Annotated in this window: 13 protein-coding genes; 7 read left to right on the forward strand and 6 right to left on the reverse strand. The window is 70.1% G+C overall.

Features of this window, described 5'->3' with window-relative positions:
• Positions 1-18 precede the first annotated feature (18 nt).
• On the reverse strand, positions 19-1,020 hold the full coding sequence (mltG, locus tag VES41_RS21780) for an endolytic transglycosylase MltG (RefSeq protein ID WP_414719218.1): 1,002 nt from the start codon (positions 1,018-1,020) through the stop codon (positions 19-21).
• Between the two features lie 80 nt (positions 1,021-1,100).
• On the opposite strand from mltG, the gene VES41_RS21785 reads away from it, so the two are divergent.
• On the forward strand, positions 1,101-2,027 hold the full coding sequence (locus VES41_RS21785) for a folate-binding protein (RefSeq protein WP_324821413.1): 927 nt from the start codon (positions 1,101-1,103) through the stop codon (positions 2,025-2,027).
• Positions 2,028-2,355: 328 nt separating this feature from the next.
• Here VES41_RS21785 and VES41_RS21790 read toward each other — a convergent pair whose 3' ends face one another.
• The 3 genes from VES41_RS21790 to VES41_RS21800 are packed head-to-tail and all read right to left on the reverse strand — an operon-like array spanning position 2,356 to position 5,103.
• On the reverse strand, positions 2,356-3,267 hold the full coding sequence (locus tag VES41_RS21790) for a YbgC/FadM family acyl-CoA thioesterase (protein ID WP_324821415.1): 912 nt from the start codon (positions 3,265-3,267) through the stop codon (positions 2,356-2,358).
• Positions 3,260-4,177, reverse strand: coding sequence for an alpha/beta hydrolase (locus VES41_RS21795; protein WP_324821418.1), 918 nt, complete (start codon positions 4,175-4,177; stop codon positions 3,260-3,262). Before VES41_RS21795 ends, VES41_RS21790 begins: the two co-directional genes overlap by 8 nt.
• A 26-nt stretch (positions 4,178-4,203) precedes the next feature.
• A complete protein-coding gene (locus tag VES41_RS21800; protein ID WP_324821770.1) occupies positions 4,204-5,103 on the reverse strand; it encodes a fumarylacetoacetate hydrolase in 900 nt (299 codons plus the stop codon).
• Between the two features lie 60 nt (positions 5,104-5,163).
• Here VES41_RS21800 and VES41_RS21805 point away from each other — a divergent pair, with 60 nt between their 5' ends.
• From VES41_RS21805 to VES41_RS21820, 4 genes are all read left to right on the forward strand, one after another.
• Positions 5,164-6,300, forward strand: a complete 1,137-nt coding sequence (locus VES41_RS21805; protein ID WP_324821420.1) for an iron-containing alcohol dehydrogenase — start codon at positions 5,164-5,166, stop codon at positions 6,298-6,300.
• Between the two features lie 65 nt (positions 6,301-6,365).
• Positions 6,366-7,022, forward strand: a complete 657-nt coding sequence (gene nthA, locus VES41_RS21810) for a nitrile hydratase subunit alpha (RefSeq protein ID WP_324821423.1) — start codon at positions 6,366-6,368, stop codon at positions 7,020-7,022.
• Entirely contained in the window at positions 7,019-7,690 is a 672-nt protein-coding gene (gene nthB, locus VES41_RS21815) for a nitrile hydratase subunit beta (protein ID WP_324821425.1), read from the forward strand. The genes nthA and nthB overlap by 4 nt, the downstream gene beginning before the upstream one ends.
• 14 nt (positions 7,691-7,704) lie before the next feature.
• The gene (locus tag VES41_RS21820; protein WP_324821772.1) at positions 7,705-8,064 is read left to right on the forward strand and encodes a nitrile hydratase accessory protein; all 360 of its coding nucleotides are present in this window, start codon (positions 7,705-7,707) and stop codon (positions 8,062-8,064) included.
• Positions 8,065-8,087: 23 nt separating this feature from the next.
• Here VES41_RS21820 and VES41_RS21825 read toward each other — a convergent pair whose 3' ends face one another.
• Both VES41_RS21825 and VES41_RS21830 read right to left on the reverse strand, forming a co-directional pair.
• On the reverse strand, positions 8,088-9,158 hold the full coding sequence (locus VES41_RS21825) for a phospholipase (protein WP_324821426.1): 1,071 nt from the start codon (positions 9,156-9,158) through the stop codon (positions 8,088-8,090).
• A gap of 69 nt (positions 9,159-9,227) precedes the next feature.
• The gene (locus VES41_RS21830; RefSeq protein WP_324821428.1) at positions 9,228-11,597 is read right to left on the reverse strand and encodes a Tex family protein; all 2,370 of its coding nucleotides are present in this window, start codon (positions 11,595-11,597) and stop codon (positions 9,228-9,230) included.
• Positions 11,598-11,743: 146 nt separating this feature from the next.
• On the opposite strand from VES41_RS21830, the gene VES41_RS21835 reads away from it, so the two are divergent.
• Together VES41_RS21835 and VES41_RS21840 are read left to right on the forward strand one after the other, a co-directional pair.
• Positions 11,744-12,340, forward strand: coding sequence for a DUF2239 family protein (locus VES41_RS21835; protein WP_324821430.1), 597 nt, complete (start codon positions 11,744-11,746; stop codon positions 12,338-12,340).
• Complete coding sequence (locus VES41_RS21840) at positions 12,337-13,905, forward strand: MATE family efflux transporter (RefSeq protein WP_414719207.1); 1,569 nt, start codon at positions 12,337-12,339, stop codon at positions 13,903-13,905. Before VES41_RS21835 ends, VES41_RS21840 begins: the two co-directional genes overlap by 4 nt.
• Positions 13,906-13,928 lie beyond the last annotated feature (23 nt).

Raw genomic sequence — 13,928 nt, forward strand, 5'->3', positions numbered from 1 at the left:
TCGACTCCGGGCAAGGGCTCACGGCCTGTTTCCTCTCTGGTAGCGGTTGACCGCCCGGTTGTGCTCGTCCAGCGTCTCGCTGAACTGGCTGGTGCCGTCCCCGCGCGAGACGAAATAGAGCGACTTGCTCTGCGCCGGCTGGACCGCCGCGAGCAGCGCAGCCTTGCCTGGCATGGCGATCGGCGTCGGTGGCAGGCCCGGGCGCAGGTACGTGTTGTAGGGCGTGTCGGTCAGCAGGTCCTTCTTGCGCAGGTTGCCGTCGAAGGCTGTGCCCATTCCGTAGATCACGGTCGGATCGGTCTGCAGCGGCATGCCGACGCGCAGCCGGTTGACGAAGACGGCCGCCACTTCTGGGCGGTCCTGCGCCTTGCCTGTTTCCTTCTCGACGATGCTGGCGAGCGTGAGCAGTTCGTCCGGCGTCTTGAGCGGCAGGTCTGCGGCGCGCGCGTCCCATGCGGCCTGCAGGTGCCGGTCCATGGCGCGCATGGCCCTTTGCAGCAGCGCGACGTCGGTCGAGCCCTTGGAATAAGTGTAGGTGTCCGGGAAGAACCGCCCTTCCGGCGCCACGCCCGGACGGCCCAGGCGCGCCATCAGCTGGGCGTCGTCGTCGCCGGCGGTGAGCACCTGCAGCTGGTCGGCCTTGGCCAGGGCGGCGCGCACCTGGCGCAGGTTCCAGCCCTCGACCAGCACCAGGCTGCGGGTCGCCTCCTTGCCGCGCACGAGGATCTCCAGCAGCAACCGGGGCGTGACGCCCTGCGTCAGCTCGTAGCTGCCGGCACGAATCTGCCGGTCCTGACGCGACAGGCGGAACCACCAGTACAGCAGGTCGGGCGACGTCAGGACGCCGTTGGCGACGACCTGTTCGGCCACACCGCGCGGCGTGGTGCCGGGCTCGACCGACAGGTCGATGTTGGGCGCCTTGAGCTTGAGCGGCTGGTCGAGCCACCAAAGGCCCCAGGCACCCGCGCCGACGACGGCAAGCAAGGCGAGCAATAAGAGGTTTCGAAGAAAGCGCAGCACGTAGGCAAGGAGGAGCGCGAGCCAGTGTCGCAAGGCCCCTCGCGACGAGAGGAATCGTGGACGGCCATGATAATTCACCCATGACTCACGTTGCCGCCCTCGACGGGCACTGCGCCCTGCCCCAACTCGGCGTGATCGTGGCCGAGGGCCCCGACGCCGCCGCCTTCCTCCATGGCCAGCTGACGCAGGACTTCTCGCTGCTCGACGCCACCCAGGCCCGGCTGGCCGCGCTGTGCACGGCCAAGGGCCGCATGATCGCCAGCATGATCGGCATTCGCCCGCAGCCGGAGACGGTCGTGCTGGTGCTCGGCCGCGACATCCTGCCGGCGACGCTCAAGCGCCTGCAGATGTACGTGCTGCGCGCCAAGCTCAAGCTGCGCGACGCCAGCGACGAGTTCGCGCTGTTCGGCCTGGCCGGCGAAGCCCTGGCGGCCAACGGGCTCGACCCGGCCGCGCCCGCCTGGCGCCGCACGGCGGTGGGCGACGCCAGCGTGGTCTCGCTCTACCCCGCCGACGGCACGGCGCGCGCGCTGTGGATTGCGCCGGCCGGCGCCGCCGCCCCTCGGGGCGCCGCGCTCCACCCGGCGCTGTGGCAGTGGAGCGAAGTGCGCAGCGGCGTCGCGACGTTGAGCACGCCGGTGCTCGACGCCTTTGTGCCGCAGATGCTCAACTACGAATCCGTCGGCGGCGTGAACTTCAAGAAAGGCTGCTATCCCGGCCAGGAAGTCGTGGCACGCAGCCAGTTCCGCGGCACACTCAAGCGCCGGGGGTTCCTGTTGCACGCGGCCGCGCCGCTCACGGCAGGCGAGGAGATTTTCGCAGCCGGCGATGCCGAGCAGCCGGTCGGCACGGTGGTGCAATCGGCGGCGGCGCCGCAAGGCGGGTTCGAGGCGATCGCATCGCTGCAGGTGGCGGCCGCCGAGGCCGGCCAGTTGCATGCCGATGGCGCGGCCGCGCAGCCGGTGACGCTGCTGCCGCTTCCCTACGCGCTGCTCGCGGACATCTGAAGACGGCGTGCCGCGGCGCGAGCGGGCAAAAAAAACCCCGAGGCGCGGTGCGCGCGCTCGGGGGTGATCCTCCTGCCCATTGAACTTGTTGTTTCGGCCTTGTTGATTTCTTTCTGAGCGACCGATTCGGGACCTGTTGTTCCTCCGCGCTCTTGCCGTTGGCGCTTGCTGGTCAGGTCCTCGTGGCCTTTTTTGGCTCGTGCGACAGCAACGAATCAATTGAAACACTTAGTTCAATTTCTAGCCATGAGGACTTTCCTGTTGGGCTGGCGGAATTTTCGGCGTGGCCTGCGGGCAAAGCTTTGATGTACGTCAGCAACGTCCACGCTCAAAGCGTTCGCGCCATCTCGATGTGCATGATCCCGGCCTCCTCGAAGGGTTCGCCGCGCACGGCGTATCCCAGCCGCTCATAGAAGGCCTGGGCGCTGCGCTGCGCGTGCAGGCGCACTTCGCGGTCGCCGCGCGCGCGGGCCGAATCCTCGAGCAAACGCAGCACCGCCGCGCCCCAGCGGCCGCCACGCAGGTTCCGATGCACCGCCATGCGCCCGATGCGCGCCAGGCCGGGCGAATCCCCCTCGAGCAGGCGTCCGGTGGCGATCACGCGCCCGAGCGCGTTGAGCGCCACGCCATGAACCGCCGTGGCATCGTCCGCGTCCCATTCCAGTTCGGCGGGAATCGCCTGCTCCTCGATGAACACCTCGCGCCGCAGCGCGCCGGCGCCCTCGCCCAGTTCGCTCCACGTGCCGGTGCGTAGCGCGCAGACCGGCTCGCCGCGCTCGTACGCGGCAAGCAGCCCGCGCAGCAGCGGCGGCACCGGGCGTGACGTCTGGGTGGATGGGTCGGCAAACACATAGACCAGTTCGCAGCTCACGAGCAGCTGGTCGCCGCGGAACAGGCCGCCGTCGAACACCATCGAGCTGTTGCCCACGCGGGTGCAGCGCATGCCCACCTCGATCAGCTCGTCGATTCGGGCCGAGGCGTGGAATTCCACCGTCGCCTTGCGCACGTACAGGTCGCCCTGCAGCGCATGCATCGATTCCTCGTACGGCAGGGCCAGCGCGCGCCAGTAGTCGGCGATCGCCGTGTCGAAATACATCAGGTAGTGCGCGTTGAAGACGATCTTCTGCATGTCCACCTCGGCCCAGCGCACGCGCAGGCGATGGAAGAAGCGGAAATCGGACCGGCGCAGCAGTTCGGCCCTGGCGTCGGACCGGGTGGCGGGCTTGTTGTCTTCAGGCATGGAAGGCTTGGGTCAATGCGCGCGCCGCATCGGCATGCGCGCTCAGGGCTTCGGGAATGGCGCGGCCCATCTTGATGAATTCATGGGTCACGCCGCGGTAGATCTCCAGGTCGACCGGTACGCCGGCCATGCGCAGCTTGTCGGCATAGGCGATGCCCTCGTCGATCAGCGGGTCGACTTCGGCCAGGCAGATCCACGCGGGCGCGACGCCGTCCACGTCGGGCGCCAGGAGCGGCGCGAAGCGCCAGTCCTCCCGCTCGGCCCGGCTGCCGATGTACTGGCTGAAGAAATAGTCGATGACCGGCGCGGGCAACACCGGCGCGTCGGCCAGTTGCCGGTGCGACTCGGTGTCCTGGTGCGCCGTCGTGCCGGGATAGAAAAGCAGTTGCAGGGCCAGTGCCAGCTGTGCGTCGCGCGCCTGGATCGCGCAGGCCGCCGCCAGCGTGCCGCCGGCGCTGTCGCCGCCCACGGCCAGCCGCGCGGCGTCCAGGCCCCAGGCATCGGCGCCCTGGGCGGCAATGAACGCCAGCGCGTCCCAGGCATCGTTGTGAGCCGTCGGAAAGCGGTGCGCAGGCGCCAGCCGGTAGTCCAGCGACAGGACGGCGCAGCCGGCGCGCTGGCTCAGCACCCGGCACAGGGTGTCATGCGTGGCGATGCTGCCGACGGTGAAGCCGCCGCCATGGAAGTACAGCAGCACCGGCAGCTTCTCGTGCGACGGTGCGTACAGGCGAACCGGCAGCGCATGCCCGTCGCGCGCGGCGATGCGCAGGTCTTCGACGCGTTCCAGCGCCGGCTTGGGCACCTCCAGCACGCCGGCGCCTTTTTCGTAGGCGGCCCTTGCCGCTTCGGGGGCGAGCGTCTGCAGCGGCGGATGCCCGGCGCGCCGCATGCGGTCGACCACGTCTGCCATGCGGGGGGTGAGCGATGGCGGCGGCCTCATTTGAAGATCACGCTGACCGGTTGCAGGCCCGGCACGCCGTCGTAGCTTGCCGTGACCTTCAGGCCGGGCCGCGGTGGCAGCAGCGCGGAAAAAGACCCCAGGCTCACCAGTTCGCCGGGCCGCAGGGCCTGGCCTTCGCGTGCCAGCGCCTGTGCCAGCCAGGTCACGGCATTGAGCGGGTGATCGAGCACGTCGCTGCCCTTGCCGCTGCCGAGCGTGTTGCCGTGGGCGTCGCGCAGCACCACGTTCATGGCTGCCAGTTGTTCAAGCAGCGCCTGCTGCAGGGCAGCGTCCGTCGGCACCGCCAGCGGCTGGCCCTGCACCCCGAGCCGCGCGCCGACGTTGATGGCGGTGACGCCGTTGCCATCGAGCTTGGGCGGCGCGTCCACCACCAGGTCCGGCAGCTCGATGAACGGAATGATCTGGTCGATGTTCGCCAGCACCTCGGCCGGCGTGCGCGCCTTGTTGACGTCGGCGCTGCGTACCCGCACGAGCATGTCGGCCTCGTACAGCGGGCGGGCGCCGAAGGCGGCGCTGACCTGCGCACCATCGGCCAGCAGCATGTCGTTGTGCAGCACGCCCCACACCGGTTGGCTGGCCTTGAAGCGCTGCTGCACGGCCGGATTGGTCAGGCCGGCCTTGTAGCCCACGCGCATGCCTTCGGTATTGGCCAGGCGGGCCGCCACCTTGGCGCGGGTGCAGGCCGCGTCGGCCTCGCTCAGCCCGACCGGGGCGGGAAACGGCTTGGCGGCCTGGCGCGCCTGCATCAGGGCGTTGACCTGCGCATCCGGCAGGCAGCCGGGCGCTTCGGCGATGCGCAGCGCCGGCGGGGCGATCTGGCAGCCGGCCAGCAGCGCGGCTGTGCCGAGGGCGACAAGCGCAAGGGTTCGGGGCATGGGCAAGGCGGGCTCCTCTTGATAGATTGGCGGATTCGAATCCTAAGGCCCCCGACCCCCATGGCTCTCATCCAATACCTCACCCAGGTCCAGTTCGAATACGGCGCGGTGCGTCTGCTCAGCAGCGAATGCGCGCGCGTGGGCATCAACCGCCCGCTGATCGTCACCGACGCCGGCGTGCGTGCCGCCGGCGTGCTGCAAAAGGCGCTCGACGCGCTGGGCGACCTGGAGGTCGCCGTCTTCGACCAGACCCCCTCGAACCCGACCGAGGCGGCCGTGCGCGCCGCCGTCGAGATCTACCGGGCGCAGCGCTGCGACGGGCTCGTGGCGGTGGGCGGCGGCTCGGCCATCGACTGCGCCAAAGGCGTGGCCATCGCCGCCACACACGAGGGGCCGCTCAAGACCTACGCCACCATCGAGGGCGGCTCGCCACGCATCACCGAACGGGTGGCGCCGCTGATCGCCGTGCCGACCACCAGCGGCACCGGCAGCGAAGTGGCGCGCGGCGCCATCATCATCGTGGACGACCACCGCAAGCTCGGCTTCCACAGCTGGTTCCTGATGCCCAAGGCAGCCATCTGCGACCCCGAACTCACCCTCGGCCTGCCGCCGCGCCTGACGGCGGCCACCGGCATGGACGCCATCGCGCACTGCATGGAGACCTTCATGTCGGCCGCCTTCAACCCGCCCGCCGACGGCATCGCGCTCGACGGGCTGGAGCGGGCCTGGGGACACATCGAGCGGGCCACCACCGACGGCAGCGACCGCGAGGCGCGGCTGAACCTGATGAGCGCCTCGATGCAGGGCGCCATGGCGTTCCAGAAAGGGCTGGGCTGCGTGCATTCGCTCAGCCACAGCCTGGGCGGCGTCGACCCGCGGCTGCATCACGGCACGCTCAACGCCCTCTTCCTGCCTGCCGTCATCGCCTTCAATGCCGGGGCCGAATCGGTGCGCCAGGAGCAGCGCCTCCAGCGCATGGCCCGCGCGATGCACCTCGATACGGCCGGCGACCTCGGCCCGGCCATCCGCGACATGAATGCGAGGCTGGGCCTGCCCGCCGGCCTGGCCGAGGTGGGCGTCACGCCGGACCTGTTCGACCGGGTCATCGACGGCGCCATGGCCGACCATTGCCACAAGACCAACCCGCGCCTGGCCACGCGCGAGGACTACCTGCAGATGCTCGGGGCGTCGATGTAGCCGGAGACGACGGCGCCACGGGCGCGCCGGCGGCCGTACGATTCGCGACACGCTAGCATGCGCGCATGGCACACGAGCACCACGACGAGCACGGCCACGAGCACGGCCACGAGCACAGCGAACTCGGCGAGATGGACCTGCGCGTGCGCGCGCTCGAATCCGTACTCACCGAGAAGGGCTACATCGACCCGGCCGCGCTGGACGTGCTGATCGACACCTACCAGACGAAGATCGGACCGCGCAACGGCGCGCGCGTGGTCGCGCGGGCCTGGGCGGATGACGAGTTTCGCGACTGGCTGGCGCGCGACGCCACCGCCGCCATCGCATCGATGGGCTTTTCCGGTCGCCAGGGCGAGCACATGCAGGCGGTCTTCAACAGCGACGCGCAGCACCACATGGTGGTGTGCACCCTGTGCAGCTGCTACCCGTGGCCGGTGCTGGGGCTGCCGCCGGCCTGGTACAAGAGCGCGCCGTATCGCGCCCGGGCCGTGCGCGACCCGCGCGGCGTGCTGGCCGAGTTCGGCGTGCACCTGCCGCCAGCCACCGCCATCCGAGTCTGGGACTCCACCGCGGAGCTGCGCTATCTCGTCGTGCCGCAGCGCCCCGACGGAACCGATGGCTGGTCCGAGCCGCAATTGGCCGAACTCGTCACGCGCGACTCGATGATCGGCGCCGGGCTTGCGAGACCACCCACCGCGCGCGCCGAGGAAGACACCCGATGAGCTACCAGACGCACGCCGACCTCGGCGGCAGCCCCGTGAGCGGCGCGATCCTGCCCGAGCCCGAAGGCGTGGCGTTCCATGCCGATTGGGAGCCGCGCGCCCTAGCCCTCACCCTGGCCATGGGCGCAACCGGCAGCTGGAACCTGGACGCGAGCCGCGCCGCACGAGAGACGCTGCCCGACTATGCGCGCCTGGGTTACTACGAGATCTGGCTTGCCGCGCTGGAAAAGCTGATGGCCGAGCGCGCACTGGCGCTGCCGGACGAGATCGCGGCGGGCCGAATGCTGCATCCGCCGCAGCCGGTGGCTCGCGTCCTGCGTGCCGAGCAGGTGCAGCAGGCGCTGGCCAGGGGCTCGCCCACCGAACGGCCTGCCGCCCAACCGGCCCGCTTCGCCGTCGGCCAACGGGTGCGGATGCGCATGCCGGCGGCCGATCACCACACGCGCCTGCCGGCCTATGTGCAAGGCAAGCCGGGCACCATCGAGTCCGTGCATGGCACGCATGTCTTTGCCGACAGCCATGCGCAAGGTCTGGGCGAGGCGCCGCAATGGCTCTATACCGTCGTCTTCGACGGCCCTGCGCTGTGGGGCGACGGCGCCGAATCGGCGCAACGCGTGTCCGTCGACGCCTGGGAGAGCTACATGGACGCCGTGCCGGAGGCCGCGTGACGCGCGCTGCCGACATGCCGCTGACGGACCTGCCGGCGCTACCTATGGATGGCGGCGCACCGGTGTTCGCCGCACCCTGGCAGGCGCAGGCGTTCGCCATGACCGTCGCCCTGCACGCCCGCGGCCTGTTCACCTGGAGCGAATGGGCCGAGGCCCTGGCCGGGCAGATTGCCGCTGCGCAGGCGGCCGGCGACGCCGACCTGGGCGACACCTACTACCACCATTGGCTTGCCGCGCTGGAGCAACTGGTGGCGAACAAGGGCGTGGGATCGGCCCGCGAACTGGCTCGGCTGCGGCATGCCTGGCAGCATGCCGCCGAGCGCACGCCGCACGGACAGCCGATCGTCCTGCAAGCCCAGGATCTCGACGACTGACGGTTCGGGACGACGGCGCGCCCCTACAACGGCCGCAGTTCGCCCGGATCGCACTTCTCCAGCCAGCCGGCGAACTCGTCGGCCAGCCGCTGGGATTCGGCTGCGGCACGCGCCCAGGCCTTTGACCGGGCCATCCCGTCCTGCGCGTAGCGGACGAAATCGGTGCGATCGGGCAGCTTGCCGTCCGGCAGCGTCGCCACCCATTGCGGATCCGGCGCCAGAACCACCGTGCGGTCCAGGAAGTGCGTGGCCCGATGGCGCCACTTGAGCCCCTTGTCGAGCCAGCCGGGCACCACCGCCTGCTGGAAGTGCGGGTACAGCACGATGCCGTCGGGATTGTCGTAGGCCAGGTGCAGGTGGTAGTCGGTGATCCCGCCGTCCCAGTAGGCGCCCGGCGGCGCGCCCGGAATGTCGTGCACCGCTTCGAGCATGAACGGAATGGAGCACGAGGCCTGCAGCGCGGCCTCGAAGTTGGCCTCGCTCAGGGTCACCTGGCGTGTTCGGAAATCGCGCGTGGCGAACGGCAGCGCGGCGCCCGGCGTCGAGAACACCACCCGCTCCAGCCACGCACCCAGGCTCTTGCGCCGCACGCTGTTGGCGATGAAGGCCCCGAGGTAGCCGAACGGCGTGCGCGCTGCGCCTTCGCGGCCCAGGATGTGGCGCCCGCGCGCCGTCACGACGTGCAGGCGGTAGCGCGGGTTGGACAGCACCTGCGTCACGCGCCCGGCGTAGAAGGCGCGCAGGCCGTCGCCGAACTGCGCGCTGACCTGGCGCGCGGTCAGGCGCTTCTGGCCCGCTGGTACCTCGAACTGCTGGTGAATGTAGCCCTGCTCGAAATCGCCGAAGGCCTGGACGGCATTGTCCAGACAGCCGTTGGCCAGGCGCCAGGCGCCGATCGATGCGCCGACCAGGTCCACCGGCTGGCTCGAGCGCGGCAGCCACTGGCCGAACAGGAAGCGGTCGATCGGACCCAGGATCAGGCCCTTGGGCCCGCCGGCGGCGCCGGGAATGATGCGCACGTCCTGAGGCCCGAGGCCCTGGTCCTCGATGTGCCGGCGTGCGAGCGGCCCGGCATGGATGCGCAGTGCCTTCATGGTGTCAGGAGGATGTGCGCTGCCGCCGCGTGCGAAGTGGGTGCGCGGCCTGCCGCGTCACGCATGCGTTCAGCGGCGCAGCCCCTGCAGCTTGGCGAAGGCGTTCGCCATCTGCCCGCCCGGCTGCGGCGCGTTGTCGCGCCGCGCCTGCTGGCCACGGCCGGCTCCTTCGAAACGGTTTTCGCGCGCGCCGTCGCGGCGGCCCGGCTGGGCGTCCAGCTTCATCGTCAGGCTGATGCGCTTGCGCGCCACGTCGACCTCCAGCACCTTGACCTTGACGATGTCGCCCGTCTTGACCACCTCGCGCGCGTCGTTGACGAACTTGTGCGACAACTGGCTCACGTGCACCAGCCCGTCCTGGTGCACACCCAGGTCGATGAAGGCGCCGAACTGGGCGACGTTGCTCACCGTGCCTTCGAGCACCATGCCTTCCTGCAGGTCCGCGATGTCTTCGACGCCGTCGTTGAAGCGCGCCACCTTGAAATCCGGGCGCGGATCGCGGCCCGGCTTCTCCAGTTCGACCAGGATGTCCTTGACGGTGATGACGCCGAACTTCTCGTTCGAGAGCAACTCGGGGCGCAGGTGCTTGAGCATGTCGGCACGCCCCATCAGCTCGGCCACCGGCTTGCCGGTCTGCACCATGATCTGCTCGACCACGGGATAGGTCTCCGGGTGCACGCCGGTCATGTCCAGCGGGTTGGTGCCGCCGCGCACGCGCAGGAAGCCGGCGCTCTGCTCGAAGGTCTTGGCGCCGAAGCCGCTGACCTCGAGCAGTTGCTGGCGGCTGCCGAACGCACCGTTGGCCTCGCGCCAGCGCACGACCGACTTGGCCACGCTGGCCGACAGCCCGGACACGCGCGATAGCAGCGGCACACTGGCCGTGTTCAGGTCCACGCCGACCGCGTTCACGCAATCTTCGACCACCGCGCCCAGGGTGCGCGCCAGCTCGCTCTGGTTGACGTCGTGCTGGTACTGGCCCACGCCGATGCTCTTCGGGTCGATCTTCACCAGTTCGGCCAGCGGGTCCTGCAGGCGCCGGGCAATGCTGGCGGCGCCGCGCAGGCTCACGTCGACGTCGGGCATCTCCTGGCTGGCGAACTCGCTGGCCGAGTAGACCGAGGCGCCCGCCTCGCTCACGACCACCTTCTCGACGGCGGGGGCCGGCGCCCCGGCCTGCGCCGCCATCTTCGCCAGCAGCTTGATCAGGTCGGCCGCCAGCTTGTCGGTCTCGCGGCTGGCGGTACCGTTGCCGATGGCGATGAGGTTGACGCCGTGCTTGGCGCACAGCTTGCCCAGCGTGTGCAGCGAGCCTTCCCAGTCGCGGCGCGGCTCGTGCGGATAGACGGTCGCGGTGTCGACGAGCTTGCCGGTGGCATCGACCACCGCCACCTTCACGCCGGTGCGGATGCCGGGGTCCAGCCCCATCACCACGCGCGGGCCGGCGGGCGCGGCCAGCAGCAGGTCGCGCAGGTTGTCCGCAAACACCTTGATCGCGACCTTCTCGGCATCCTCGCGCAGCCGGGTGAACAGGTCCCGCTCGGACGACAGGCTCAGCTTGACGCGCCAGGTCCAGGCCACGCACTTGCGCAGCAGGTCGTCGGCCGCGCGGCCGGCATGGCTCCATCCGAGATGCAGCGCGATCTTGCCTTCGGCCAGGCTGGGCTTGCCGGGTTCGGGCTCGACCGGCAATGCCAGCTTCGCGTCCAGGATCTCCAGCGCGCGCCCGCGGAACACCGCCAGGGCCCGGTGCGACGGCACGCGGCTGATGGGCTCGTCATAGTCGAAGTAGTCGCGGAACTTGGCGACGTCGGGGTTGTTCTCGTCCTTGCCGGTGGCCAGGCTGGACCTGAGCAGGCCCTCGGTCCACAGCCATTCACGCAGGGACTGGACCAGCACCGCGTCCTCGGCCCAGCGTTCGGACAGGATGTCTCGCACACCGTCCAGCACCGCCGGCACGGTGGAGAAGTCGGGGCCCGGCTTGCCGTCGTCCAGCGTCTCTGGCGGTCGCAGAAAGGCCTGCGCCTCCTGCGACGGATCGAGCGTCGGATCGGCCAGCAGCCGGTCGGCCAGTGGCTCGATGCCCGCCTCGCGCGCGATCTGGCCCTTGGTGCGGCGCTTCTGCTTGAACGGCAGGTAGATGTCTTCGAGCTCCTGCTTGGTCGGCGCCGCGGCGATGGCGGCGACCAGCGCGTCGGTCAGCTTGCCCTGCTCGTCGATGCTCTTGAGCACCGCAGCGCGCCGGTCTTCGAGTTCGCGCAGGTAGGAAAGTCGCACTTCGAGGTCGCGCAGTTGCGCATCGTCGAGGCCACCGGTAGCCTCCTTCCGGTAGCGGGCGATAAAGGGAACCGTGGAGCCGCCGTCGAGCAGGTCGACGGCCGCTTTCACCTGGGTCTCGCCGACCTTCAATTCGGTGGCGATCTGGCGAATGATTTTCTGCATGAAATCCTGAACGCGAAGCCCCGGTGCGTCGGGCGCAGCCGGCAAAGCCTGAAAGTTTGCCACAGCGCATCCCGCGCCCCGGGCCGGAAACACGGGTGCACATTTCATTTGATCCGGGTACAATAATCCAACTTCGGAGAAACGAGATGCCGACAGAAACAACCCAGGAAGCCATCCCTGCTGACGCATCCACGCGCAGGCTGATCGCCTTCGCCGGCTCCAGCCGCCTCGACGAAGGCCCGGAAGACGAGTTGATCGCCCGGCTGCGCGCCAATCCCCCCGGCCCCGAGACGCTGCTGCGCATATTCGACGACGCCACCGGCGAGCGGCTCGAGCTCGACCTGCGGCCCGAAGGCGCCGGCACCGCCGTTCCGGCGCCCGCCGCACCCGCACCGCGCACGGTCGGGCGCCCGCGTCTGGGCGTGGTGGCGCGCGAGGTGACGCTGCTGCCGCGCCACTGGGACTGGCTCAACCGCCAGCCAGGCGGCGCATCGGTGGCGCTGCGCCGGCTGGTGGACGAGGCGCGCCAGGTGCACCGCGAACGCGATGCGCAGCGCGCCGCGCGCGAAGCCGCCTATCGCGTGATGACCGAGATGGCGGGTGACCTGCCAGGGTTCGAGGAAGCGACGCGATCCCTGTTCGCCGGGGAAGGCGCGCGCTTCGACACGCTGATCGACTCCTGGCCGGAGGACGTCAGGACGTTCCTGCGACGGCTCGCGTCGGGCGCGTGGACCGCCCAATGAACGAGCGCACGCCTTCGCCGCACGCCGAATCCCCGTCGACCGCCTCCGCCGTGCCTTCCGCGGGCGATGCGCCGGCGCTGGCTGCGGCCACCGCCGCCGCCGGTGCGGTGGCCGAGGCCGCCTCGGCCCTGCCGGCCGCAACCGTTGCCGTCACCGGCGCGGGCCCGGAGGCGCGGGACGCCGGGGCCACCGCCCCGCCGCACCAGCCGGCCGGCAGCACCGAGTCGCGCCCGCTGTGGAAGACGTTCCTGGTCTTCCTGGCGCCGATGCTGCTGTCGAACATCCTGCAGTCGGCCTCCGGCACGCTCAACAACGTCTACATCGGGCAGATGATCGGCGTCAGCGCCCTGGCCGCAGTGTCCAGCTTCTTTCCGGTGATGTTCTTCTTCATCGCGTTCACCATCGGCCTGGGCGCGGGCGCCTCGGTGCTGATCGGCCAGGCCTGGGGCGCGCGCCAGCGCGACAAGGCCCGCGCCGTGGCCGGAACCACGCTGACCGTGGGCGTGCTGTTCGGATTGCTGGTGGCGGTCTTCGGCGGCGCCTTCACCGAGCCCATGCTGCGCCTGCTGGGCACGCCGGCGGACATCCTGCCAGACGCCACGCGCTATGCGCGCATCGTCTTGATCGCCATGCCGGGGCTTTTCGTCTTCCTGCTGTCCACCGCCATGCTGCGCGGGGTGGGCGACACCGTGTCGCCGCTCTACACGCTGTTCATCTCGACCGGGACCGGCCTGGTGGTGACTCCGGCGCTGATCCGCGGCTGGTTCGGCCTGCCGCAGATGGGCGTCGCCAGTGGCGCATGCGCCATGGTGGTGGGCTTCGTCGCCGCCACGCTGTGGCTGGCCTTCCACCTGCGCCGCAAGGGCAGCCCGCTGGCGCCGGACGCGGACTTCGCCCGACACCTGCGCGTCAACGGGCAACTGCTCAAGGGCGTGCTGCGCGTCGGCGTGCCCACGGGCGTGCAGATGATCGTGGTGGCGGTGGCCGAGCTCGCCCTGCTCTCCTTCGTCAACGGCTTCGGTTCGGACGCCACGGCCGCCTACGGAGCGGTCAACCAGGTGGTGGCGTACGTGCAGTTCCCGGCCATCTCGATCGCCATCACTGCTTCGATTCTCGGCGCGCAGGCCATCGGCGCGGGCCGCACCGAGCGGCTGGGCGCCATCACGCGCACGGCGCTCCAGATGAACGTTGTGCTGACCGGCGCCCTGGTGCTGCTGGGCTACCTGCTGTCGCGCCAATTGATGGGACTGTTCATCACCAGCGAGCCGGTGATCGAGGTGGCGCAGACGCTGCTGCACATCATGTTGTGGAGCTGCGTCATCTTCGGCATGGCCTCGGCCCTGTCGGGCATCATGCGCGCCAGCGGCTCGGTGCTGGTGCCGACCGCGATCTCGGTCGTCTGCATCCTGCTGGTCGAGTTGCCCACGGCGTGGTTCATGAGCCATCGAATCGGGCTCAACGGCGTGTGGATCGCGTATCCCGCGGCGTTCAGCGCGATGCTGGTGCTGCAGGCGCTCTACTACCGGCTGGTCTGGCGCAAGAAGGCCATCAAGGCGCTGATCTGACAACGCCTGCGGGCCGCTTGCGG

The organism is Variovorax sp. (genome assembly GCF_035634955.1).
GTDB lineage: Bacteria > Pseudomonadota > Gammaproteobacteria > Burkholderiales > Burkholderiaceae_C > Variovorax.

What these genes read in the sequence shown, in the direction of transcription:
- VES41_RS21785 (WP_324821413.1), top strand. Translation starts at nt 1,101, where the DNA reads ATGACTCACGTTGCCGCCCTCGACGGGCACTGCGCCCTGCCCCAACTC.
- VES41_RS21790 (WP_324821415.1), bottom strand. Translation starts at nt 3,267, where the DNA reads ATGCCTGAAGACAACAAGCCCGCCACCCGGTCCGACGCCAGGGCCGAA.
- VES41_RS21795 (WP_324821418.1), bottom strand. Translation starts at nt 4,177, where the DNA reads ATGGCAGACGTGGTCGACCGCATGCGGCGCGCCGGGCATCCGCCGCTG.
- VES41_RS21800 (WP_324821770.1), bottom strand. Translation starts at nt 5,103, where the DNA reads ATGCCCCGAACCCTTGCGCTTGTCGCCCTCGGCACAGCCGCGCTGCTG.
- VES41_RS21805 (WP_324821420.1), top strand. Translation starts at nt 5,164, where the DNA reads ATGGCTCTCATCCAATACCTCACCCAGGTCCAGTTCGAATACGGCGCG.
- nthA (WP_324821423.1), top strand. Translation starts at nt 6,366, where the DNA reads ATGGCACACGAGCACCACGACGAGCACGGCCACGAGCACGGCCACGAG.
- nthB (WP_324821425.1), top strand. Translation starts at nt 7,019, where the DNA reads ATGAGCTACCAGACGCACGCCGACCTCGGCGGCAGCCCCGTGAGCGGC.
- VES41_RS21820 (WP_324821772.1), top strand. Translation starts at nt 7,705, where the DNA reads ATGCCGCTGACGGACCTGCCGGCGCTACCTATGGATGGCGGCGCACCG.
- VES41_RS21825 (WP_324821426.1), bottom strand. Translation starts at nt 9,158, where the DNA reads ATGAAGGCACTGCGCATCCATGCCGGGCCGCTCGCACGCCGGCACATC.
- VES41_RS21830 (WP_324821428.1), bottom strand. Translation starts at nt 11,597, where the DNA reads ATGCAGAAAATCATTCGCCAGATCGCCACCGAATTGAAGGTCGGCGAG.
- VES41_RS21835 (WP_324821430.1), top strand. Translation starts at nt 11,744, where the DNA reads ATGCCGACAGAAACAACCCAGGAAGCCATCCCTGCTGACGCATCCACG.
- VES41_RS21840 (WP_414719207.1), top strand. Translation starts at nt 12,337, where the DNA reads ATGAACGAGCGCACGCCTTCGCCGCACGCCGAATCCCCGTCGACCGCC.